Consider the following 23,347-nt stretch of genomic DNA (forward strand, 5'->3'; position numbering starts at 1 on the left):
CTCGATACAGGTAGGTGATGGAATGACGGCTCACAAAATTTATGCGGTTGTGTTGGCAAGCGTGTTGTGTGCCAGTCATTTGAGTGTTTGGGCTGCGCCAGATTTGGAGTTGGATGGCCCTACACTACAACAGGACTATGTCGATGTGCCTGTAGAGTCAATACAGGAATTTGTGCAAATCTATGGCATTGTCAAAGACAACTATGTGACTGAAAAAAGTGATGATGCCTTGTTTCAGCAAGCCATTCGTGGCTTGGTGAGCGGTTTAGATCGTTATTCACGCTATTTAACTGCCGAAGAATATAAACAGCTTTTACAATATACCGAAGGCGATTTGGCCTCGGTTGATTTTAGTTTGCGCTATGATGTTGCCCAGCAACACTGGGTGATTCAAAATTTAAGTACCAATGCCGACTCGGCTAAACAAGGGCTGAAAAATGGCGACAGCCTCTTTAAAATTGATAACCAAGAACTGAAAAAGCTGAGTCCAGATCAGGTCAATAACCTACTCACAGGTTCGGTGGGATCGACTGTAAGTGTACAACGTGCGGTTAATCAGCCTGAAATTATGCTGGTTCGCAACAAAAAAGTAGAAACTGATCTTCAGGCACAGATGCTTTCTAATCAGGTCTTGCTGTTAAAAGTACGTGTGTTTCAGCAAGATACCGCCAATGAAATCAAACGCTTAATTGAAGAACATAGCACGCCACGCTTAAAAGCTGTCTTGATTGACCTGCGCAATAACCCAGGCGGCTTACTGTCTGCTGCGGTGGAATCTGCCGATTTATTTTTAAATCAGGGTGTGATTGTATCGACCAAAAGTCGTTCTGAAGGCGATCAACAATTTCAGGCATTACCAAGTTTTGAATTTCAAAATTTAAAAGTCGGTGTGTTGATTAATCATCGCTCTGCATCTGCTGCTGAAGTCTTTACGGCTGCTTTAAAAGACCATTCACGAGCGTGGGTAATGGGCGAAAAAAGTTATGGCAAAGGGGTGGTGCAAAAGCTGTTTCCACTCAGCGATGGTGCTGCCTTACAAATGACAGTTTCGCATTATTACACACCACGTGAACAGATGATTGAAGGGGTCGGGATTCATCCGAATCAGCAATATATTCAAAGTCCTGAAATGAAAGAAGAGGCTTATCTTGAGCATGTGGCAGATTTACTGTTGAGCCGTCGTTAAGCCCAGTCGGAGTAAAAACGCATTTTTAGACAGTCTTCATTGTTTAGCGTTTACTCATCTTCAGTATCTAATCCAAATTTTTTCAGACGATAACGCAAAGAACGGAAAGACATGCCCAATTTTTTTGCCGCCAAGGTACGATTCCAGTGGGTCAGGTGCAGTGCGTTCAGTAAAATGTCTTTTTCCACTTTTTCCAAATAGGCCTCTAAGCCTTCTTCAGGCAGTTTACGCCCTGTCAACAAAACATCTGTCACGATCTGCTGCGAGATTTCTGCTACAGGCTGTGGTTCAGTTGTTGCTGTATTGCTTATGCTGAATTGGCGTAAGGGTGCAGTTTGTAAGTGTTTGAGATCAATAACATCCTCATCACTCAGGGTAATGGCACGTTCAATTATATTGCGTAATTCACGCACATTGCCCGGATAGTATTGATCTAATAAAAATTGCTGGGCGCGTGGCGTCAGTTGTTTGGCAGGAATACCCCATTCTTGCGCAACTTTTTGAATGAAGTGGTCTGCCAATAATAGAATATCTTGTCCACGTTCACGCAGGGCAGGCAAGACCAAATCCATCACGTGAATTCGGAAGAATAAATCCTGACGGAAACGTCCTTGCTGAACTAAACTTTCTAAGTCCTGATGACTGGCACTGATCACCCGAAAATCAACATCAATTTCGCTGTCTGAACCCACAGGACGGATGCGCTTTTCCTGAACGGCACGCAGCAGTTTGACTTGCATGCTCAGTGGCAGTTCGGCAATTTCGTCTAAAAATAAGCTGCCGCCATGTGCAGATTGAATCAGACCTTGTTTGTCTTGAGTCGCGCCTGTAAAGCTGCCTTTTTTGTGTCCAAATAACTCGCTTTCCATGAGTTCGGTGGGAATCGCGCCGCAGTTAATTGCAATAAATGGTCCTTCGTTGCGGTTGCTTAAGCGGTGAACCAAATTGGCTACAACTTCCTTTCCCGTACCCGATTCGCCTGTAATAAACACAGGCGCTTGCGAGCGCGCAATTTTTTTGATGGTACTGCGTAATTGCTGGATAGGCAAAGACTGCCCAATCAACATTTTATATTCGAGCTGATCTTGGCTGTGATGATCGGTGGTGTCGAACGGTTTGTTCAGTGCTTTTTCAAGGAGTTGCTGTAAATGTATTTGATTGACAGGCTTACTGACAAAGTCAAATGCACCCGCTTTTAACGCAGCAATCGCAATATCCATATTGCCGTAAGCGGTCAATACAGCAACAGGCACATTTGGATATTGTTCGGTAATCCATTCAACCAGTTGTAAGCCATTGCCATCGGGCAGGTTTAAGTCGGTTAAGCAAGCATCGTACTGATGTTCTGCCAATAACTGCTTGGCTTTTGCTAAACGATACGCGACATGGGTTTGAATACCCATACGTGCCAAAGTCATTTGCATGAGGGTACAAAGGTCTTCTTCGTCATCTACCAATAAAACCAAAGGTTGAACAGCGTGCATATTTTCCCCAAAACCACACAAAATTAAATCAAATCCATAGCAACATGATTGACCCAATATCAATCGTGTTTATTCAATGGCCAATGGCGCGTAGACATTTCATCCTGAAACATGCGCCTTGTTCTTGTTCTACATAGCTCAGCTTGGCTTGATTGGCCTCGCAAAAACTATGCGATAGATACAATCCTAAACCAGTTCCATTGATTTCGGTACTGAAAAATGGCTGGAATAGATAGAGGAGATCTTGACTGGCGACACCTGCACCAAAATCCCGCACATCTATATAAATATAAGTTGCTTCCGGATAGACCGTAATCTCAATGGGCTGCTGTGCAGCATTGTGTCGAATAGCATTACGAATCAGGTTAATCAGCACTTGGCGTAATTGTGATTCATCAAACAGAATGCTCAGTTGTTCGGTCAGTGTAAGTTGAATTTGACTCGCTGCATCAGGTAAATCTTCCTGAATGAATTGCGGCAAAAACTGATTGAGCTGAATCGCGACAGGCGTAGTTTGTTTGTTTTTAACCATGCTCAGCGTGTCATGAATAATTTTATCAATTCGTGTCGCTTGTTTGCTGATCATGTTGGACAGCAATTGTTGCTGGGCAGCGTCACTGCCTGTAAATAAATTATTAGCTTGTACAATCGCTGCCAAAGGATTGCGAATTTCATGCGCAATACTGGCAGAGAGTTGTCCTAAGGCGGCTAGTTTGAGTTGCTGTACTTGTTGATTAATTTTACGTCCATCCTGCAGCGCCAATAAAGTCAGCGTTTGATGTGGCACTTTGAGTTTTTGGACCTGTATGTGCACATGAAAATGACTCAGTTGCGATTCGAATTGAAACTTTTCTCCATCATGCAACTGATCAAATTTGAACAGATCAAATAAATCGGGCTGAATTTTATACAATGGATAAGTCGCGTGTGCGTATTTGGGATGAATTCCGAGCAGATGACAGGCGGCAGGGTTGCTAAGGACGACATGGCAATTTTCGTCTAAAACCAAATAGCCCATTTCGGTTTGTTCTAAAATATAACGGTTGATATTTTGTAGGCGGTTTAATTCCAAAGACTGTGAAAAGTTTAGATTCTCCAAAACTTGGAAACGTCGTACAGCAATACGTCCGCTGCCATAAACCACCCCAAATAAAAATGCCAAAAGCGCACTTTGACTAATATTATTGAGTGATGAAAAGTCCAGCAAACTCCCAACAAAGTGTTGATAAATCACCATAATCATCGCGATTAGAGTAATTGCTAAGGCTTTACGCTTTTGCAGCAAGAGTGAAGCCGCAAAAATCGTGATCACAAACAGTAGGCTTAAATATAAATTGGGTCCATCACTGGCAAAAGTCAGGCTACTCAGCGCGATAATATCAACAGCAAAAAATAGGGTCAGTTGTTGCGTGATTTTAAAGGGGATGGATTTATAGCTGATCAGTTGCAAGCAGTTAAAAATAAAATAACAAACCAAGGTGTACAGATATAAACCTGGGTATTGATATTGTGTGCCAAGCTGCTGAAAGGTGAGTAGGGTAATCAGCAGCAAACAAAAGGCAATCAGCAGTCGGTAAGTACCATACCACATGCCAAGATGATACTGATTTAACTCAGAATATTGTTTTAATTCTGGCATATTATAAAGGTCTTATCTTTGCATCAACAGCGTTGAAAACTCTTGAACATTTAGGGTTTAATCAGTCCATAACGAATGGCAAGGTGGGTCAGTTTGACATCACTATCAATATTTAATTTTTCGAAAATACGGTAACGATAGGTATTTACGGTTTTTACACTGACAAACAACTTATCGGCAATTTCTTGTGCGCTAATACAGTTCACCACCATCATCGCCACTTGCATTTCACGTTCTGAAAGACTATCAAAAGGCGATTGTTGTGTGTCAGATAAGTATGAACTAGCCAGTTGTTCGGCAATATCGGCACTGAAGTATTTACCGCCCTGCATGACTTTTTTAATGGCACGTACCATTTCACTGACAGGTGCACCTTTGGTGATATAGCCTTTTGCACCTGCTTTCAGCAATAAAGAAGGGTAAGGTTCTTCTGCCAAACCGCTCACCGCCAAAACTTTGGTGTCTGGAGCAGTTTGTAGCAGACGACGTGTCGTTTCCACACCCCCAATTCCTGGCATGTTCACGTCAAGCAGGACCACATTGGGATGATGCTGACGTACTAAGGTAATCGCTTCTTCACCCGATTCAGCCTGTCCAATCACCTGTACATCGGCATGGTCTTCGAGCATACGGCAAATCCCAGTACGTACCAATTCATGATCGTCGACTACTAAAACTGTGATCACCTACACTCTCCCTTTGAAAAAATCATCTTTTTTGTTACATAAAGCAAAATTAGCTTGCAATGAAACGACAAAATTAGCAATGCTATTCTTAATCTAGAATGAAAAGTTCTGCACACTATGGTGTCAAAAACGATTCATTATTGTATTTTTAAATGTAAGGCATATTTGAGGTAATACGCAAATGTATCTTACCTCCCTGAGTTGAGTAAGCAGTCGTGAAAAATTCTAAGAAGTCGTTAATGCATGTGCTGGTCGCATCTATGATGTTCAGCCTAAGTTCTGTCAGTTTTGCTGAACTTGTCATCAATCCTTCCTCTGGGAGCGACGGTCAGGCGACCTTAAGTTGGTCTTCGGAGCAAGCCGATCAACTCTTAAATGGAGATCTAGAAAGTACAAGTGCAAGCACTCAGACGAGCCTAGAGAGCTTTGTTGAACCTACACCGCCAGGTTCAACGAAAATTACCACGACAGTACGTAGTAGCAATGGTGTTGCACCTACTTCGGCTGCACCTAAAACAGTCCGTATTTTAGATACGTCTGCTTATAGTAGCCAACCGTCAGTCAATGCACGTGCAGCTTTGGTGATGGATGCACAAACAGGTGAAGTGCTGTATAGCAAAAATACCAATGTGGCATTACCGATTGCTTCTGTGACGAAGGTAATGACTGCAGTGGTGACCTCTGATGCGCGTTTGAATATGTCTGAACAAATCACTTTGCAATCGATCGATTTTGCAGGTGCGGCAGGTAAAAACTCAAGTTCAACCTTGCGTGTGGGCGACAAGTTAAATCGTGCTGAAGCGTTACTGTTTGCATTGATGAAATCTGAAAACCCTGCTGCTGCCGCGTTGGCACGTACTTATCCAGGTGGGAAAAATGCCTTTGTAGCGGCAATGAATGCTAAAGCGCGTGAATTGGGTATGCATTCTACTCGCTTTACCGAAGCAACAGGCTTAGACCCGCGTAATGTATCTTCTGCGCGTGATTTGGGTATTTTGGTCAGCACCGCTTCGCAATATGGTTTGATCCGCCAATTCTCAACCACGCCAACCTATGACTTTAACTTGGGTTATCGTGTTTTAAAATCTAACAATACCAATGCACTGGTACGTAATGGTGGTTGGAATATTAATCTGTCTAAAACAGGCTATATCAATGAAGCAGGGCGTTGTGTGGTGATGCATACCACTCTAAATAACCGTCCTGCAGTGGTGGTGCTTTTGGGTGCAGCTACTTCACAAGCACGTACCAATGACGCCACCCGCTTAATGAGTTGGGCAAGCCAGTTACCTAAACGTATTTAAGAGCACATTCAGCTTGGAGCGTTGAGTTATCAATCGTATGACTCAACTTCCGTTAAAGTTGCATGATTCCAAATACAAAAAAACCTGCTAATGCAGGTTTTTTTGATCACGATTCAAAACTTACATATTTGAAAGAATCGAGTCTTTTACTTGTTGCATCGTAGCATCAATAGAGAGCATCACCGCATCTGCACATTGTTTCATGGCAGTGTCAGGATCTTTCAGACCGTTACCTGTTACGGTACATACAATCACAGAACCTTCTTTAATTTTACCTGCTTTGATGTCACGCATTGCACCACCAATTGATGCAGCAGATGCAGGCTCAACAAATACACCTTCATACATTGAAAGCATGCGTTGAGCTTCTAAGATTTCAGCATCAGTGAGCTCATCAAACCAACCTTCTGAATCGCGTACAACGGCTTTAGCATGGTTCCAGCTTTGTGGATTACCAATACGAATTGCAGTTGCAACAGTTTCAGGGTGTTCTACAGGCGCACCTCGTAAGAATGGCGCAGCACCAGAAGCTTGATAACCCACCATGACTGGGCGACCTTCAGGGTTTGGACCTGTGAATTTATCCGTTGCTGCGTCATAGATCACTTGCTCGAATTGATCGGCAGGTTGGTTGGCAACTGCTTCGGTATAACCCATCCAGTGTGCAGTAATGTTTCCTGCGTTACCTACAGGCAAGCAGTGGTAATCTGGTGCACGACCTAACTCATCTACAATTTCATACGCAATGGTCTTTTGACCTTGTAAGCGGTAAGGGTTGATTGAGTTCACAATGGTAACAGGTGCATGGTCAGCAATTTCTTTGACTAGACGCATACCATCGTCAAAGTTACCGCGGATTTGCATGGTGATAGCACCGTACATCATCGCTTGTGCCATTTTACCCATGGCAATTTTGCCTTCAGGAATTAAAACGAATGCTTTGATACCTGCACGGGCAGCATAGGCAGCAGCTGCAGCAGAAGTGTTACCTGTTGATGCACAGATAATGGCTTTTGAACCTTCTTCAACTGCTTTAGTGACTGCCATGGTCATACCACGGTCTTTAAATGAACCTGTCGGGTTTAAGCCTTCATACTTCACATAAATTTCAACATCTTTACCAATAATGCGTGGAATATTCTCAAGCTTAATCAGCGGTGTGTTTCCTTCGCCTAGAGAGATTGCACGTGTGGTTGTAGACACTGGTAAACGGTCACGATAACGGTCAACTAAACCAGTATAACGATTGGCATTCGACATGATGATGTTCCAATTGTGTGTAGAGCTTGGCAAGGGGAAATACTCCCCTTCACCCGATTAATTATCAAGCGATTCTAAACGAATTCGTACAATTTCGCCATGAATGGTTGGCAATGCTTGAATTTGTTGTAACGCTTCATCCATTTTCGATTCTAGGACTGGGTCAGTCAGAATTACGATAGGAATAAGGTCTTTTAAGCGTGATTGCTGCATGATGGCATCAATACTGATTCCCGCACGGCTTAAAATCGTGGTCACATCGGCTAGTACGCCAGTTTGGTCTTCGGCATTAATGCGAATGTAGTAACCCGTAGTCATTTCTTCACGGCTTAAAATTGGCAAGTCGGTTAAGGCTTCAAATGCCAATTGTGGAATTGTACCAGCGCCATCTTCGGTATAAGAAATGTCACGGACAATATCAATGACATCGGCAACCACCGCAGAGGCTGTTGGGCCTGCACCTGCACCTGCGCCATAATAGAGCGTTGGACCCACTGCATTGGCTTGTACCAAGACCGCATTTTTTACGCCGTTAACATTGGCAATTAATTCTTCTTCAGGAATTAAGGTTGGGTGAACACGCAGTTCAATGCCTTTTTCGGTACGACGGGCAATCCCTAAGTGTTTGATGCGGAAACCGAGTTCTTCGGCATATTTCACATCTTGTGCGGTCACTTTGCCAATACCTTCGGTAAAGACCTTGTCAAACTGTAGCGGAATACCAAATGCGCATGAAGCCAAAATGGTCAGTTTGTGTGCAGCATCAATACCTTCGACGTCAAAAGTCGGATCGGCTTCGGCATAGCCTAATTCTTGTGCTTCTTTCAGTACATCTTCAAAGGCACGACCTTTTTCGCGCATTTCGCTTAAAATGAAGTTACCTGTACCGTTGATGATGCCTGCCAACCATTCAATTTTGTTGGCAGCCAAACCTTCACGGATGACTTTAATGATTGGAATGCCACCCGCAACCGCAGCTTCATAGGCAATTTGTACGGCATTATCTTCAGCCGCTTTAAACAGCTCATTACCATGTTCTGCAAGTAGGGCTTTGTTGGCTGTCACGACCTGTTTGCCGTGTTTCATGGCTTCCATGATCACGTCATAAGCAGGGTGAATACCGCCCATCACTTCAACAACTACGTCTACATCGGGTTGACGGACAATGTCCATCAGGTCTGAGCTTTGCTTGACCGATTCAGGCAAGTTTAGGTCAGGACGCGGACGGCGTGTTCCTACATAAGTGATTTCAATTTCACGACCGGTGCGACGTCTAATCTCAGCAGCATTTTCTTTTAATAGTTTAAGGGCACCACCACCCACAGTACCAAGACCGAGGATTGCCAGACGAACTGGTTTCACGTCACACTCCATATTTTAATAACTTTAAGCAAGTCTAGATCATAGCTAAAAAAACGCGCTGACTCTAGGGCAGATCGCACTTATCTTTACCGTATAAAAAAAAGTAAAATAACGCATAAGAAATCGTTATTTATAATGGCTCTATAGATGCTGCATCTTGGTGTATTGCAATGATGCAGCATCCACAGAAACTCTATTTTTAGTTGTCTAAACGCTTGATCAATTCAGCGGTAGACATATAGCCGCCTAAATATATGCCTTCGGCATTATAAATTGCAGGTGTGCCATTTACGCCCATATTTAAGCCCAATTGATATTGAGCACGAACAGGGTTTTTACAGTTGGCAGGCGCAATTGATGCACCATTCATAACCGCATTAAAGGCTGCATGACGGTCTTCGCTACACCAGATCGCTTCCATGTTCGGCATGTGCTGTTCGCCACGTGGCCAAGCAATATAACGGACTTCAATGCCTTTGCCGTTCATTTCATCCATTTGTTCATGCAGACGATGGCAATATGGGCAGCTGACATCTGTAAATACATAAATGACGTGTTTGGTTTTGCCTTTGGCAGGAAAGACCAGTAAATCTTCTTGCTTTAATTCAGCAAAGATTTTTTTGTTCACACCTGCTTGTAGGTTTTCACTGACGTTATGCAGTTCTTTGTCACCTAAACGGATCACATCACCCTGAATAATGTATTTGCCGTCACTGGTGGCATAGACCGATGACATGCCTTCAAGACTCACCCAAAATAAATTTGGAACTTCCGTGGCTTTAATGTCGGTAATTTTGGCGTTGATGCCTGCGGTTTTAAAATGTTGTTGCAAGGTCGTGCTTAATCGCTGTTGTGCATTGCGTTCAATTAGGGTTGATGCTTCACCCGTAGCAGGGGCACTAGCGGTGAGCGTGGTTTGTTTTTTATCGTCGTTGTTTGCATTTGAACATGCGGTGATTGCAAAAGCACTTGCCAGTGAGCAGGCAATCAAAAGTGTCGAGCGGGTAAATGTCATAAACAACCCTTTCTTGTTGGCAAAAAATAGAGCGCTAGCATAACAAAAAATATTCATGATCGTTAGACTCTGTTGCTATTTATAAAATGGCAACAGAGTCTATGCTTCTACGTGGTTTTTATTTTAAGCCCGTGGATGATGTTGGGCATGCAATTGCTGCATACGGATTTGTGCGACGTGGGTATAAATTTGTGTGGTGGATAAATCGCTGTGTCCAAGTAGCATTTGTACCACGCGTAAATCTGCCCCATGATTGAGTAAATGTGTGGCAAAGGCATGTCTTAATGTGTGTGGCGATAACTCGGCCTGAATCCCTGCTTGCAGGGCATAGCGTTTAATGGCATACCAGAAATTTTGACGGCTCATGATGCCGCCCTGCACCGTTAAAAATAGATAATCGGTGGCACTTTTATACAGTTGCGGACGCGATTCGGTTAAATATTTTTCTATCCACTCACAAGCGACTTGCCCCATGGGTACCAAACGCTCTTTATTGCCTTTACCTACAATTCGTAAATAGCCTTGTTTTAGGTTGATCAATTCTAAACGTAAATTCAACAACTCCGTCACCCGTAAACCACAAGCATATAAGACTTCAAGCATGGCACGATCTCGTAACCCCAGTGCAGTATTGATATCTGGGGCGTGAATTAAAGCTTCCACATCGGCTTCAGATAAATCTTTGGGTAAGGCACGACCTAATTTTGGAGTTTTATGCGCAGCAACAGGGTTGTCAGAACGTAGTTTGTGTTCTCTTAAAAATTTATAAAAAGAACGCAGCGCAGACAGGCAACGTGCAATAGAGCGGGGGCTTTTTTGTTGTTTGGTGAGTTCGATGAGTACATCCGAAATATCGTCATGATCCCATTCAGGCATAGCTTTGCTGACATAATTGCTGCACTGAATTAAATCGGACAAATAGGCATTGCGAGTATGCGGGCTAACACTTTGTGCAATCAAATCGTTGCGATAGCCTTCCAAAAAACTCAGAGCTTCTGGAATTAATATTGCAGCAGGAATACGAGGTTTTTTGTTCAGCATAGGCATCACAGTGGAAATCACAAAATTAATTGAGAAATTTGATAATAAGCAGCGTTATTTTCTACTCTAATCCAATTCAGCAGGGCTGTCGATGTGATATAAAACATTCAAATGTAAGTTGACCTTATTTGTTAATTGTTCTCATTTGCGTATATAATGGGCAAAATAGTATAGGAATTTCACGGTGCGTTTGTCAGAACTCAAAGCAAAACAAACAGCCATCATCCGTCAGGTACTTCGGACTGCCGATGGTGCAACATCCCTAAATGATTTGGTTGCGAATCGCTTAGAAACGTTAGGCTTTGTGCCTGGGACGCCTGTTCAGGTGATCACTAAAGGTATTTTTGGTGGAGATCCAATCTTAATTCAAGTGGGATTTACCCGTTTTGCCTTGCGCAAAGTAGAAGCTCAACGCATAGAAATTGAACAAGGAGCATCTGCATGAGCGATGCCTTACGTATCGCACTTGTAGGGAATCCAAACTGCGGTAAAACTTCTTTATTTAACCATTTGACAGGGAAGCGTCAGAAAGTTGCAAACTATGCGGGTGTTACCGTAGAGCGCAAGCTTGGGCAGTTCAGCTTGCCTTCAGGGCAGGCGGTGCGGGTTTTAGATTTACCTGGCACTTACAGCTTAGAAGCCACCAGTCCCGACGAAGCCATTACCCGAGATGTGGTTCAGGGCAAAATTGCTGAAGAAGGTCAGCAAGATGCATTTTTGTGTGTGGTCGATGCGACCAACCTAAAACTGCATTTGGGTTTAGTGCTTGAAATGATTGAGTTGGGACGTCCAATTTTATTGGTGCTCAACATGATGGATGAAGCACGCCGCCGCGGGATGCAAATTAATACGCAAAAATTGTCTGAGCGTTTGGGTGTGCCTGTGGTGGAAACTGTTGCGGTGCGTGATTCAGGTATTCAAAATTTAATGCACGCCTTAGATCAGGGTAAATTTGCTGTTCCGCAGACAGAATTGACAGGCCTAACAGGCAGCCAGCATCAGCGTATTCAAACCATTTTGCATGATGTGGTGCAGTTTGTAGATGAAGAAGACAAACGCTCCGACTTCCTCGATAAAATCTTTTTACATCCTGTATTTGGTTTAGTCAGCCTTGCGGTGATGATGTTTATTGTCTTCCAGGCGGTATTTGCTTGGGCTGCACCGTTTATGGATGGCATCGAAAGTTTATTTGGCTGGTTAGGTGAAGTGATTGGCGAAAACATTAGCCATCCTTTGCTGAACAGCTTGATTGTGGATGGCATTATTGCGGGCGCAGGCGGCGTGGTGGTGTTCTTGCCGCAAATTTTAATTCTGTTCCTGTTTATTTTAATTCTGGAAGAATCAGGCTATTTGCCACGTGCCGCATTCTTGCTCGATAAACTGATGTTTAGCGCAGGTTTGAGTGGTCGTGCCTTTATTCCATTGCTGTCTAGTTTTGCCTGTGCAGTGCCGGGTATTATGGCAACACGTAGTATTGCCGACCCACGTGATCGTCTAACTACGATTATGGTCGCACCGTTAATGACTTGTTCTGCGCGCTTACCTGTATATGCCTTGCTCATCGCTGCATTCATTCCCAATCAAACCGTCTGGGGTATGTTTAATTTACAAGGTCTAGTCTTGTTCGGTCTGTATATGGCAGGCATTGCGAGTGCCTTGGGCGTATCTTTTGTACTTAAATTTTTGCAAAAAGATAAATCTGAGCATGTTTTGTTGATGGAACTACCTAGCTACCGTTTTCCAGACCTAAAAAGTGTTTGGATTGGTTTGCTAGATCGCGCCAAAATTTTCTTAAAGCGTGTCGGTGGCATTATTTTTGCACTGTCGATTTTATTGTGGTTCTTGTGTACGTTCCCGCAGCCTCCTGAAGGCGCGACCATGCCTGCAATTGACTATAGTTTTGCAGGGATGCTGGGGCATGTATTACAGCCAATTTTTGCTCCTGTGGGCTTTAACTGGCAAATTGTGATTGCCTTGATTCCTGCTATGGCAGCGCGTGAAGTGGTCGTGGCTGCCTTAGGCACAGTCTATGCCTTATCTGCAGTGGATGAAGATGCTATGTCTCAAGGCTTGGCTGCTTTAATTAGCGGTGGTGGTGAACTGGGCTGGTCATTGGCAACGGGTTTGTCGTTATTGGTGTGGTTTATTTATGCACCGCATTGTTTGGCGACTTTGGCCACCGTAAAGCGTGAAACAGGTTCATGGCGTACAGTAAGTTTTATGACGGTGTATTTATTTGGTTTGGCTTATTTCATGTCATTTTTGACTTATCAAACAGCATCGTATTTGTTGGGTTAAGGTATTTGCTTGACCTACAGGAGAATACAAACATGATTGAAATTCTGATTGTTGCTGCATTGGTGCTGTGGAGTGCTGTGGTCGTCTTTAAAAAAGTCTTTCCTCAAACCTCTAGCGCAGTTTTTCTAAAACTGTCCAATTTCTGTGCTGAAAAAGGCTGGCATGGTTTGGCCAAGTGGCTAAAACCTGCAGCAGCGGCAGGCTGTGGTGGTAGTTGTGGTTGTGATCATTCAGACCAAACCGCAGAAAAGAAAGTTGAAGTTCAAGCGGTGAAGTGGAAATAGAGTTGATTCACTGTAGGGATATTCTTTTTTAAAAAACCGTCAGCATTATGACGGTTTTTTTACGCACTGACACAAAAAAAACTGCAGGAACTGCAAACAGAAAAAGCATTCAAAACAGCAAAGTGCTACTATTTTGTCTGTTTTAAAATTAGCGCACAAAATGGGGAAAAAATGTTAATACAACGTGGTGGTTTAAAAGTCGTTGCAGGACTAGGCATTTCTGGTGTTGCAGCAGTTAATTTTTTACATCATCAGGGTTACCGCGTTGCTGTGACAGATTCTCGCCCCACACCCCCAGGGCATGACCAAATTCCTGCCGACGTGGAAACCCGCTTTGGTCAGTTTGATCAGGATTTATTGCTGTCTGCAGAAGAAATTGTGATTAGCCCGGGGCTAGATCCAAAACTTCCTGAAATTCAGTCTGCGATGGCACAGGGTATTCCTGTGGTGAGTGAAATTCAGATTTTACGTCGCGCGACCGACAAACCTATAGTGGCAATTACAGGGTCAAACGCGAAAAGTACCGTTACCACGCTCATTGGTTTAATGGCAGAGCAAGCAGGCAAAAAAGTCGCAGTAGGGGGTAATTTAGGACGTCCTGCGTTGGATCTGATCAAAGATAATCCTGAGCTGTATATTTTAGAACTTTCCAGTTTTCAGCTAGAAACCACCTCGAATTTAAATGCAGAAGTGGCGGTGGTGCTGAACATGAGTGAAGACCATTTAGACCGTCATGGCGATATGCTGGGTTATCACACCGCCAAACATCGTATTTTTCAGGGTGTGAAAAAAGTGGTGTTTAACCGTGATGATGCTTTAAGTCGTCCGTTAGTGCCAGATCAAACTCCTATGCAAAGTTTTGGCTTAAATGCGCCTGACTTAAATCAATATGGCTTGTTAAAAGATGATGATGGCAGCATGTGGTTGGCACGTGGGCGTGAGCGTTTATTAAAAAGTACCGAGATGTATATTCAAGGTACACACAATATTGCGAATGCATTAGCATGCTTGGCATTGGGTGAAGCCATTGGTTTAGCTATGCACAGCATGCTGGAAACGCTGAAAACCTTTAAAGGTTTGGAGCATCGTTGTGAGTTCGTCAAAGAATTACATGGGGTGCGTTATTATAATGACTCCAAAGGAACCAATATTGGTGCAACTTTAGCGGCCTTAGATGGCTTGGGCGCAGCAATTCAGGCACAAGGCGGCAAGGTTGCGATTATTTTAGGTGGGCAAGGCAAAGGGCAGGACTTTACTGCGCTACGTCAATCATTGCAACAATATGCCAAATTGGCGGTGTTGATTGGTGAAGATGCCACGAAAATTGAAACAGCAGTTGCAGGAACAACCCAACTCTTAACTGCAGATACCTTGCAACAAGCCGTTGAAATCTGCCAACAACATACACAGGCGCATGATGTGGTGCTATTGTCACCTGCATGTGCAAGTTTTGATATGTTCTCGGGCTATCCAGAACGTGGTCACAAGTTCGTTGCTTATGTCAACGCACTGGTATAACAACAATAAGGTGTGAGATATGGCTGGCTTTGCTCAGGCAACAATCAATAAACTCAATCAGGTCTATGACCGCTGGTTACCTAAACTGCCTGCGGAAGTGAATGTACGCAATGTACTGATTTTTAGCGTACTGGCGTTGTTATGTATTGGCTCAATCATGGTGGCGTCGGCTTCGATGCCTTATGCCGAGCGTATGCATGAAAATGCCTTTCACTATGTATTGCGTCACGGCATTTCAATTGTGGTGGCATTGGGCGCTGCCGTGATTGCCTATAGAGTGCCGCTGAATACCTGGTTTAACAACACCTTTTTTCTGTGGATTGTGACCATTGCCTTGTTAGCTGCAGTCTTGTTGGTGGGTACTGAGGTCAATGGTTCTAAACGCTGGATTCGAGTCGCAGGCTTTACCTTGCAAGCGTCCGAAGTCGCTAAAGTGATGATGGCTATTTTTACCGCTGACTATGTGGTACGCCGTGCCGAAGAAGTGCGCAATAACATTAAAGGGTTGATTCGTCTTGCTGTGATTATGGCAGTCACGGTAGGTTTGGTGATTGCCGAGCCTGACTTGGGTGCGACAGTGGTGATTGCCTTGACCATGTTGGGGGTGTTCTTTTTAGCGGGCGCACCATTAATTCAGTTTGGCATTGCTTTTGGCGCGATTATTGCCGCCTTTGTGTTTTTGGTGGTATTTGAGCCTTATCGTTTTGAGCGTTTAATGTCGTTTTCAAACCCGTGGAATGATCCTTTGGGTGTCGGCTATCAGTTGTCTAATGCTTTAATGGCATTTGGACGCGGTGAATGGGTAGGCGTGGGTTTGGGGCATAGTATCCAGAAAATGTCCTATTTGCCTGAAGCACATACAGACTTTATGTTGGCTGTCTTGGGTGAGGAATTTGGATTCTTAGGCATTTTTGTGGTGTTGAGCTTGTCTTTTGCGATGCTGATTGCCTGTATTAAAATTGGTCATCGTGCCCTAAAAAACCAGTACTTACGTGCAGGATATTTGGCTTATGGCATCAGTATTATTTTCTTATTGCAGATTATGGTGAACGCAGGCATGAACATGGGCATGTTGCCGACCAAAGGTTTGACCCTGCCTTTTATTAGTTATGGTGGTTCATCGTTAATTATGTGTGCAGTGATGGTGAGTTTGATTCTGAAAATTGAAGCCAGCACGCACGAAATTAACCCAAGCCGTGAGGAATCGAATTTCTAGAATTTATTCTTCTATTTCGCTTCGTGCTGAGTATGGTGCAACACCATGCTTGGCATGACTGTTCCACAATGTAAACACTTGACCGTGGAGTTTTGCCGTCTAGACACAGGGAACAAGGCAATAAAAAATAAGGAAAAATATTGTCGTTGCTGTCTGAGTTTATAGTTACTGCAGGTGCGGCAAACGGGGCATTTAAATTGCTTTTTCTCGACTACTTTGGTTTTAGGTCCCACACCAAAAATAAAAAACATGACACAACCTCAAATGATCCATTTCACTTTGAGCATAACTGAATTTTAAGTTTTATAAATAATAGCCGTGTAAAGTTGTACCTGCAGGAATACGTGAAAGATCCCATTGTTGAATGGCTTGTGTGAGCATACGTGCAGGCGTGTCTAATTCGACAGTCGCCTGATTCAAAGCGGTTAAAGCGGCTTGCAGTAACTTTGGTGCTTGGGCTAAATCTAAAGCTTGTGCCAAGTTCTGTTTAGACAGTTTTTGCCCTTGCGCATTCATGGCTAAAGGCAGGTGCGTGTATGTGAGTTGAGGGTAGCCTAACAGTTGTCCCAAATAGATTTGCCGTGCGGTGTTGTCGAGTAAATCTGCGCCGCGAACCACGTGGGTAATACCTTGCAGATAATCATCCACCACCACTGCCAATTGATAATTGATAATGCCATCACGCCGTTTCAGGACAAAATCGCCCAAATCATGTGCAAGGTTGGAACATTGTTTTCCTTGCAAGCGGTCTTGAAAGCAAATTTCTTGGTCTGTGGCTTTGACCCGAATCGCTTGATTGGTAAAATCTAAGCCTAAATTGCGGCAAGTCCCTGCATAAATATGATTGGAGCCAAGCATTTTACGGGTGCATTGACAGGCATAGACCAAGCCGCGTTGCTGCAATTGTTGTAATATGGCTGCATAGAGATCAAGTCGATCTTTCTGGAAAATAATTTCGGCATCGGGTTCAAATTGAAAGGTATCTATGCAGCGCAAGATATGGCTTTCACTGCCTGGGTAGATGCGTGGAATGTCCGTATCTTCAATACGTACCAACCAAGTGCCGTGCTGAGCTTTGGCATCGCAATAACTGGCAACGGCAGTGATAAGAGAGCCAAAATGCAAAGGGCCAGTTGGCGATGGTGCGAACCGACCTGAGTAGCGTGTCAGCGAAATATGATCTCGCTGACGCGTATGCTCCGCTAAGGAATTTTCAACAGTCACAATTAACCGTTATTTTGCTTCTCTTTGATCTCTGCAAAAGTTTTACAGTCAATACATAGTGTTGCCGTTGGACGTGCTTCTAAGCGACGCAAACCGATTTCGATACCACAAGTTTCACAGAAACCATAATCATCGTTTTTAATCGCTTCAATAGATTGTTCAATTTTACGAATCAATTTACGTTCACGGTCACGAGTACGTAATTCAATCGCAAATTCTTCTTCTTGTGTCGCGCGGTCATTCACATCAGGCAAAGCTGTATTTTCGTCTTGCATGGTGTTGAGTGTACGATCTACTTCTGACATTAACTCTTCTTTCCACGCCATGAGAATTTGACGGAAATGTTCGAGTTGTCCTTCAGACATGTATTCTTCATTCTTTTTCGGCTGATAAGGTGCAATACCAAATAAGCTAGCTGTAGAACCACCCTCTAAAGCCTTTGGCTTCGCCTTACGCACGCGTTTTGTAGCTTTTTCTTCTACAAGATCTGTTTGTTCGTCCAAGACTTGATTTAGGTTGTCATTCGCCATGTAGGACATTCCTCATCATATGCGTAAGATTCATACGCGAAAAATATGGTGATATGCAAGTGTTTTTATCCACTCCCTCAGAAAGAATTCTTTCTTCGGGGGACGTCATCATATAGACTTTTTTTGATTATGGATAGTCTTTGATGTTTGGATGTGTTATCGCATTTTTTGTTGAAGGCATAAAGTAAAGCAAAAAAAATAAAATGAAAAGTTAATAACCTGAAATTTCAAAATTTATTTGTTGTTCGAAATGCTCAACCCGATGCACTTGAGTGCTATAACTGCCATCTGCATTCAAATGTAACACACGGTAACCTGGTGCTTCAGGCCCAAGCGCAAAGTGCTGGCTATGCGGTTTAAATTGCACACAGGTTGAAGGCGTAGAGTAAAACTGAATCCCTTGCCATTCATTGAGTGAGTCTTGATGCACATGCCCGCACAGTACTAATTTGACGTTGTTGTGTCGTGCCAAGACATCAATTAAGGATTTGGTATTTTTAAGTTTATGCTGATCAATCCAGTGGGACTGCATATCAAAAGGATGGTGATGACAGGCAATAATCACCTGCTGATGGGCATGTTGCTGTAAAAGCTGATCTAACTGTTGTAATTGTGCTGCATCCATCCAACCATCGATCCGACCTTTGACTGCAGTATTGAGTAAAATGACACTCCAATTACCCAACTCAATTGCATGAACTTGATTGGACTGTAAATGAAATGGAAAAATTGCTACATCATCATGATTGCCCGGAATCTGGAAATGCGGTGTATTTAAAGTCTGCATAAACTGCAAATAACGCTGATAGGTTTCAGTAACGGGTATTTGTGCTAAATCGCCCGTATGGAAAATAGCATCAAGCTGCGGGTATTGCTGTTGAATATCATGCATCACCGCATGAAAGCTACGTTCAGGATTCATATGCACAAACTCTAAATCTTCCTGATTCATGAGGTGCGTATCGGAAATTTGTACAATGGTCCAGCGTTGCTGGTGATTATTTGAGAATAAAGTCATGCCTGACCCCTTAGACATCCTTTACGGTTTTAATTTGTTGTTGTAACCATTGCAATGCCATGATGACAGGTGCATTTTTTAGCCGACCATTGGTCAGTAAGTTTGGAATTTCCCGATAATCAATAATGTGTAATTGAATGTTTTCTCCTTCATCAGGCATACCAAACACGCCACCTTCCTGTGGTAAGGTAGTGTTCGCACTATATAAGTGGAACAATTCTGCGCATGCCCCTGCAGATGGATAAAAACTGAATAAATGTTGTAATTCTTTTAACTCGCAGCCCGATTCTTCTAAAGCTTCACGACGAATGCAACTTTCAGGTGATTCATTGCCATCTAGCACGCCTGCAATCACTTCGAGTTGCCAAGGCGAGTCGCAATCATCAATTGCACCAATACGGAATTGTTCAATCAGGGCAAATTTTTGTTGTGGTGCATCATAAATGAGTACCCCAGCCGCTTCAGGGCGTTGAATGAGTTCACGCTGAAGGACTGGGGTATATGTAGTTTGATTAAACAAGCGATGGCTCAGGCTGACTTTTTCAACCTGAATAAAACCACGATACAGGTATTCACGTTGGTGAATCTGTGCATCGTGTTGTCCATAAGTTGCTTGTTGAATAATCTTCATAAATTCTCATCAGGATGAGCAAAGCATAATTTCATCCTAACTGAGATTTTATTGAATACAAACGCTTTTTAAACAAACTAGAGCTTATGGTATAATTTTTGACCATGTTCCTGATAAGCGGTTTTCATGGCTTTGAGACCTGATTCGACCTCTGCATCTACTTGCTCCGTTTTGTTCGCAGCATTTTGATTTTGTGCATAATCTCTCACGTTTTGCGTGATTTTCATCGAACAGAACTTTGGTCCGCACATTGAACAGAAGTGTGCAGATTTATGCGCTTCTTTTGGCATGGTTTCATCATGCATGCTGCGTGCGGTATCTGGGTCAAGGCTCAGGTTAAACTGATCTTCCCAGCGGAATTCAAAACGTGCTTTAGATAAGGCATTGTCACGTGCTTGCGCGCCCGGATGTCCTTTGGCAAGGTCAGCCGCATGTGCTGCAATTTTATAGGTGATGATGCCGTCTTTGACGTCTTTTTTGTTCGGTAAGCCTAAGTGCTCTTTAGGTGTCACATAGCACAACATTGCAGTACCGTACCAACCAATCATCGCTGCACCAATTGCAGAAGTAATATGGTCATAACCTGGTGCAATATCCGTGGTTAATGGGCCGAGTGTATAGAATGGTGCTTCTTTACAGACTTCAAGTTGCAAGTCCATATTTTCTTTGACCATGTGCATTGGTACGTGCCCCGGGCCTTCAATCATCACTTGCACATCATGTTCCCAAGCGCGGTGAGTCAATTCACCCAAAGTTCGCAGTTCGCTGAATTGTGCTTCATCGTTGGCATCTTGAATACAACCCGGACGTAAACCATCACCTAAGCTGAACGATACATCGTAAGCTTTCATGATTTCGCAGATTTCATCAAAGTGTGTGTAAAGGAAGTTTTCTTCATGATGCGCCAAACACCACTGTGCCATGATTGAACCACCACGTGACACAATGCCTGTTAAGCGGTTAGCCGTGAGGGGTACATAACGTAATAACACACCTGCGTGAATGGTGAAGTAATCCACCCCTTGCTCTGCCTGTTCAATCAGGGTGTCTTTAAAAATTTCCCAAGTGAGGTCTTCGGCAATGCCGTTTACTTTTTCTAGTGCCTGATAAATAGGTACAGTACCAATTGGCACAGGCGAGTTGCGGATAATCCATTCACGGGTTTCATGGATGTTTTTACCTGTCGATAAATCCATGATGGTATCTGCGCCCCAACGGGTCGCCCAAGTCATTTTCGCGACTTCTTCATCAATACTTGAACCCAGTGCCGAGTTACCAATATTGGCATTGATTTTTACCAAAAAGTTGCGACCAATAATCATGGGTTCACATTCTGGATGGTTAATGTTGGCAGGAATAATTGCACGACCTTCTGCCACTTCCTGACGTACAAATTCAGGCGTGATTTCAGTGAGGTTTTTAGCCCCAAAGTTTTGCCCTGGGTGTTGACGCATATCGACACCTTCGCGTTGGCGTTGGTTTTCACGAATCGCGATATATTCCATTTCTGGAGTGATGATGCCTTGTTTGGCATAGTGCATTTGGGTGACGTTTTTACCCGCTTTGGCACGGCGCGGCTTTTGAATATGGGCAAAACGAATCTCTGCAGTTCGGATATCGCGTAAACGCTCTTGCCCAAATACAGAGCTGAGGGTTTCTAGTTTTTCGGTGTCTTGACGCTCTTCAATCCATCTTTCGCGAACGTTTGGCAAACCTTTGTTTAGATCAATTTCAACATTTGGATCGGTGTATACACCTGAAGTGTCATACACCATAAGTGGTGGATTGTGCTCACCGCCTAAACCTGTTGGGGTGTCGGTCAGTTCGATTTCACGCATTGGCACCTGAATGTCTGGGCGTGAGCCTTGAATATAGACTTTTTTCGATGCTGGCAAAATGCGGGTTAAATCTTTGGCATCTTGCTCGTGTTGAGCAGAAATGTCAGCAGGGGATAGATTCGTTAATTGGTTCATTGCAATGATCCTGAAGAATGAAATCAACGAATCAAGCACGACCAAAAACATTGCAATTGAGTTGTTGAGACTTTAATAGTTCAACATTAACCGTGTGGCTGGGTTTTTAGGTGGCTTGATTCCTACGCAGGTTTTAACCTGATCAGGTTCAACGGTACTTGGGTTTAAATCTGTGTTGCAGGCCACTGAGCAAGCAACAAAGAATGGACACAATCTCAGCGAGGAATTACTCGCGCTCCGTCAAGCTGTATAAATAGTAGCACGTTGTCGGTATAAAAGCAGACTTCACGTGGCTTTTATTCTCTAGCACTTCCTGACAAGGCTTTGAGGCTTGAGTGACTTTGGACAATTAACGAGTAATGCAAATGGCGTCGCTAAAGCAATCACGTTTAGCATCGATTGAGATATTTTTTAAATTTAAATATTGATTCAACTGTGCATGGACCAAGGCATAATCACCGTAATCACGCTGTTCACGTGCAGTGGGCTGTACTGCAATTTCAGTGAGTCGTTGTTCACTGCTCATGTGTATAAAAGCAAGAAATTTACGCGCTTGTTCTGCTAAGGGTGATTTTTGCAACTTTACCAGTTTTTTAACTTCAAATAATACGGCGGGTTGGATACTGGATTCATCGACATAGTCCTGTGAAACAGGATTATTGATTGTGCCTTTAAACAGCAGCATGGCATACACTTTGGCTAGGTAACGTGCATCGCGTATAAAGTGACTTTTAGGATAACGCTGCACGTAATCTTCCCAAAATAAGGCGCGTTCAGCCAAATCGGTAGCATCAAGGGTGAGCCCACCATCACGCAAACTATGCTGCATATTGTCTTTAGCCATTCTTTCAATAAAAATCTGCTCGGCATCGGGCATGTACGGGGCAAAAATAATGGCTAAATATTGCGGGCTACGGCGATAAACCTGTTGTGCTTCACCAGCATCGTATAGCTCTAAATAGGCTTGTCCTTTGTGTTTCAATAAATATTGATCGCGCAAAGCAAAGTTTTCAAAATGACTTTGCTGAATGGTCGGATGCTGTGCCATATCAAAAGCATGTTGATCAAAAGCTGCTTGTTCTGCAGCGCTGCGTTCCACATGCAAAAAACGCTGATACATTTGGGTCGAAAGATTAAGCAAATTTAATTGCTCATTTAAAGGCAGCAAGGGTAGGCAGACTTTTAAATCCTGATTGATTTGTTCTAGCGCAAACGTGGTGCGAGTATTGTCAATTTGCTGCATATTGTGCTGAATGTTTTCACACATTTGGGTCAAATCTACAGGTTCGCTAGCACTGGTCTCTACCTTTGGTGGTTCAGGTACGGGAGGTGTATCTGAATTTTGGCAAGCGAGCAAACACAGACAACTCCCAAGCAGCAGGGCAAGTTTACTGGCGTGAAGAAATTTAACCATTACAGCAATTCAACATGAGTATTCATTCATCATCTAGTACCTTCATTTCAGGCACAATGGATTCCAAAAATTCAAAATGAGTCATTCATACCAAAATTCTAAATTTCAAATATTCTCTGCGAAGCACACAGTTTTAGAAACTTGGATCGAAGGACGAAGGGAGAGCTTGTATTGTAAAGTCAAAGCCACGGAGTAAATTGTAGTATTCTGCTAGAGTTTGGTTACATGCCTGTGAGTAAGTACCACTTTATGCAGCGATTGTTA

Annotated in this window: 21 protein-coding genes and 1 riboswitch; of the genes, 7 read left to right on the plus strand and 14 right to left on the minus strand. The window is 43.4% G+C overall.

The annotated features are described in order from the left end of the window. The first annotated feature begins 22 nt into the window (after positions 1-22). The gene (locus tag L6C30_RS08730) at positions 23-1,186 is read left to right on the plus strand and encodes a S41 family peptidase (RefSeq protein ID WP_070154733.1); all 1,164 of its coding nucleotides are present in this window, start codon (positions 23-25) and stop codon (positions 1,184-1,186) included. Positions 1,187-1,236: 50 nt separating this feature from the next. Here L6C30_RS08730 and L6C30_RS08735 read toward each other — a convergent pair whose 3' ends face one another. The 3 genes from L6C30_RS08735 to L6C30_RS08745 all read right to left on the minus strand — a co-directional run bounded on the left by L6C30_RS08735 (position 1,237) and on the right by L6C30_RS08745 (position 4,995). Beyond that, positions 1,237-2,670 carry a sigma-54 dependent transcriptional regulator gene (locus L6C30_RS08735; RefSeq protein ID WP_236162901.1) on the minus strand — a complete coding sequence of 478 codons (1,434 nt, stop codon included), beginning with the start codon at positions 2,668-2,670 and terminating at the stop codon, positions 1,237-1,239. A gap of 73 nt (positions 2,671-2,743) precedes the next feature. Next, positions 2,744-4,309 carry a PAS domain-containing sensor histidine kinase gene (locus L6C30_RS08740; protein ID WP_236162900.1) on the minus strand — a complete coding sequence of 522 codons (1,566 nt, stop codon included), beginning with the start codon at positions 4,307-4,309 and terminating at the stop codon, positions 2,744-2,746. 50 nt (positions 4,310-4,359) lie between these two features. After that, positions 4,360-4,995, minus strand: a complete 636-nt coding sequence (locus L6C30_RS08745) for a response regulator (protein ID WP_004975702.1) — start codon at positions 4,993-4,995, stop codon at positions 4,360-4,362. Between the two features lie 215 nt (positions 4,996-5,210). Between L6C30_RS08745 and L6C30_RS08750 the strand changes: the two genes are divergently transcribed. Continuing rightward, positions 5,211-6,299: a serine hydrolase gene (locus L6C30_RS08750; RefSeq protein WP_230243872.1), complete on the plus strand. Its 1,089-nt coding sequence runs from the start codon at positions 5,211-5,213 to the stop codon at positions 6,297-6,299. 120 nt (positions 6,300-6,419) lie between these two features. Here the strand turns inward: L6C30_RS08750 and thrC are convergent, their stop codons facing one another. From thrC to xerD, 4 genes are all read right to left on the minus strand, one after another. Beyond that, complete coding sequence (gene thrC / locus L6C30_RS08755; RefSeq protein ID WP_230243873.1) at positions 6,420-7,559, minus strand: threonine synthase; 1,140 nt, start codon at positions 7,557-7,559, stop codon at positions 6,420-6,422. Between the two features lie 57 nt (positions 7,560-7,616). After that, positions 7,617-8,921, minus strand: a complete 1,305-nt coding sequence (locus L6C30_RS08760) for a homoserine dehydrogenase (RefSeq protein ID WP_070154724.1) — start codon at positions 8,919-8,921, stop codon at positions 7,617-7,619. 199 nt (positions 8,922-9,120) lie between these two features. Further along, complete coding sequence (locus tag L6C30_RS08765) at positions 9,121-9,936, minus strand: DsbC family protein (protein ID WP_070154722.1); 816 nt, start codon at positions 9,934-9,936, stop codon at positions 9,121-9,123. A 123-nt stretch (positions 9,937-10,059) separates the two neighbouring features. Continuing rightward, positions 10,060-10,977, minus strand: a complete 918-nt coding sequence (xerD, locus tag L6C30_RS08770; RefSeq protein ID WP_236162899.1) for a site-specific tyrosine recombinase XerD — start codon at positions 10,975-10,977, stop codon at positions 10,060-10,062. A gap of 184 nt (positions 10,978-11,161) precedes the next feature. Between xerD and L6C30_RS08775 the strand changes: the two genes are divergently transcribed. The 5 genes from L6C30_RS08775 to ftsW all read left to right on the plus strand — a co-directional run bounded on the left by L6C30_RS08775 (position 11,162) and on the right by ftsW (position 16,293). Next, positions 11,162-11,422 (plus strand): FeoA family protein, encoded by a 261-nt coding sequence (locus L6C30_RS08775; protein ID WP_019838134.1) that lies wholly within the window; start codon positions 11,162-11,164, stop codon positions 11,420-11,422. Further along, positions 11,419-13,275 carry a ferrous iron transporter B gene (locus L6C30_RS08780; protein ID WP_236162898.1) on the plus strand — a complete coding sequence of 619 codons (1,857 nt, stop codon included), beginning with the start codon at positions 11,419-11,421 and terminating at the stop codon, positions 13,273-13,275. The genes L6C30_RS08775 and L6C30_RS08780 overlap by 4 nt, the downstream gene beginning before the upstream one ends. A 32-nt stretch (positions 13,276-13,307) precedes the next feature. Then, positions 13,308-13,559 carry a DUF6587 family protein gene (locus L6C30_RS08785; protein WP_070154718.1) on the plus strand — a complete coding sequence of 84 codons (252 nt, stop codon included), beginning with the start codon at positions 13,308-13,310 and terminating at the stop codon, positions 13,557-13,559. Between the two features lie 171 nt (positions 13,560-13,730). Continuing rightward, complete coding sequence (gene murD, locus L6C30_RS08790; RefSeq protein ID WP_236162897.1) at positions 13,731-15,077, plus strand: UDP-N-acetylmuramoyl-L-alanine--D-glutamate ligase; 1,347 nt, start codon at positions 13,731-13,733, stop codon at positions 15,075-15,077. Positions 15,078-15,096: 19 nt separating this feature from the next. Continuing rightward, entirely contained in the window at positions 15,097-16,293 is a 1,197-nt protein-coding gene (ftsW, locus tag L6C30_RS08795; protein ID WP_236162896.1) for a putative lipid II flippase FtsW, read from the plus strand. A gap of 11 nt (positions 16,294-16,304) precedes the next feature. Here ftsW and L6C30_RS08800 read toward each other — a convergent pair whose 3' ends face one another. From L6C30_RS08800 to L6C30_RS08830, 7 genes are all read right to left on the minus strand, one after another. After that, positions 16,305-16,544, minus strand: coding sequence for a zinc-ribbon domain-containing protein (locus L6C30_RS08800; RefSeq protein WP_236162895.1), 240 nt, complete (start codon positions 16,542-16,544; stop codon positions 16,305-16,307). 52 nt (positions 16,545-16,596) lie between these two features. After that, positions 16,597-17,517, minus strand: a complete 921-nt coding sequence (gluQRS, locus tag L6C30_RS08805) for a tRNA glutamyl-Q(34) synthetase GluQRS (RefSeq protein WP_236162894.1) — start codon at positions 17,515-17,517, stop codon at positions 16,597-16,599. A 2-nt stretch (positions 17,518-17,519) separates the two neighbouring features. Then, positions 17,520-18,047, minus strand: a complete 528-nt coding sequence (dksA, locus tag L6C30_RS08810) for an RNA polymerase-binding protein DksA (RefSeq protein WP_019838128.1) — start codon at positions 18,045-18,047, stop codon at positions 17,520-17,522. A gap of 211 nt (positions 18,048-18,258) precedes the next feature. After that, on the minus strand, positions 18,259-19,065 hold the full coding sequence (cpdA, locus tag L6C30_RS08815; protein WP_236162893.1) for a 3',5'-cyclic-AMP phosphodiesterase: 807 nt from the start codon (positions 19,063-19,065) through the stop codon (positions 18,259-18,261). A 10-nt stretch (positions 19,066-19,075) separates the two neighbouring features. Continuing rightward, positions 19,076-19,696, minus strand: coding sequence for an NUDIX domain-containing protein (locus tag L6C30_RS08820; RefSeq protein WP_236162892.1), 621 nt, complete (start codon positions 19,694-19,696; stop codon positions 19,076-19,078). Between the two features lie 77 nt (positions 19,697-19,773). Continuing rightward, positions 19,774-21,669: a phosphomethylpyrimidine synthase ThiC gene (thiC, locus tag L6C30_RS08825; protein WP_236162891.1), complete on the minus strand. Its 1,896-nt coding sequence runs from the start codon at positions 21,667-21,669 to the stop codon at positions 19,774-19,776. Positions 21,670-21,771: 102 nt separating this feature from the next. Next, positions 21,772-21,919: riboswitch (TPP riboswitch) on the minus strand. 99 nt (positions 21,920-22,018) lie between these two features. Then, complete coding sequence (locus L6C30_RS08830; RefSeq protein ID WP_019838123.1) at positions 22,019-23,083, minus strand: hypothetical protein; 1,065 nt, start codon at positions 23,081-23,083, stop codon at positions 22,019-22,021. Positions 23,084-23,347: the final 264 nt, after the last annotated feature.

Source organism: Acinetobacter sp. KAM396 (assembly GCF_021602765.1).
GTDB classification, from domain to species: domain Bacteria; phylum Pseudomonadota; class Gammaproteobacteria; order Pseudomonadales; family Moraxellaceae; genus Acinetobacter; species Acinetobacter towneri_A.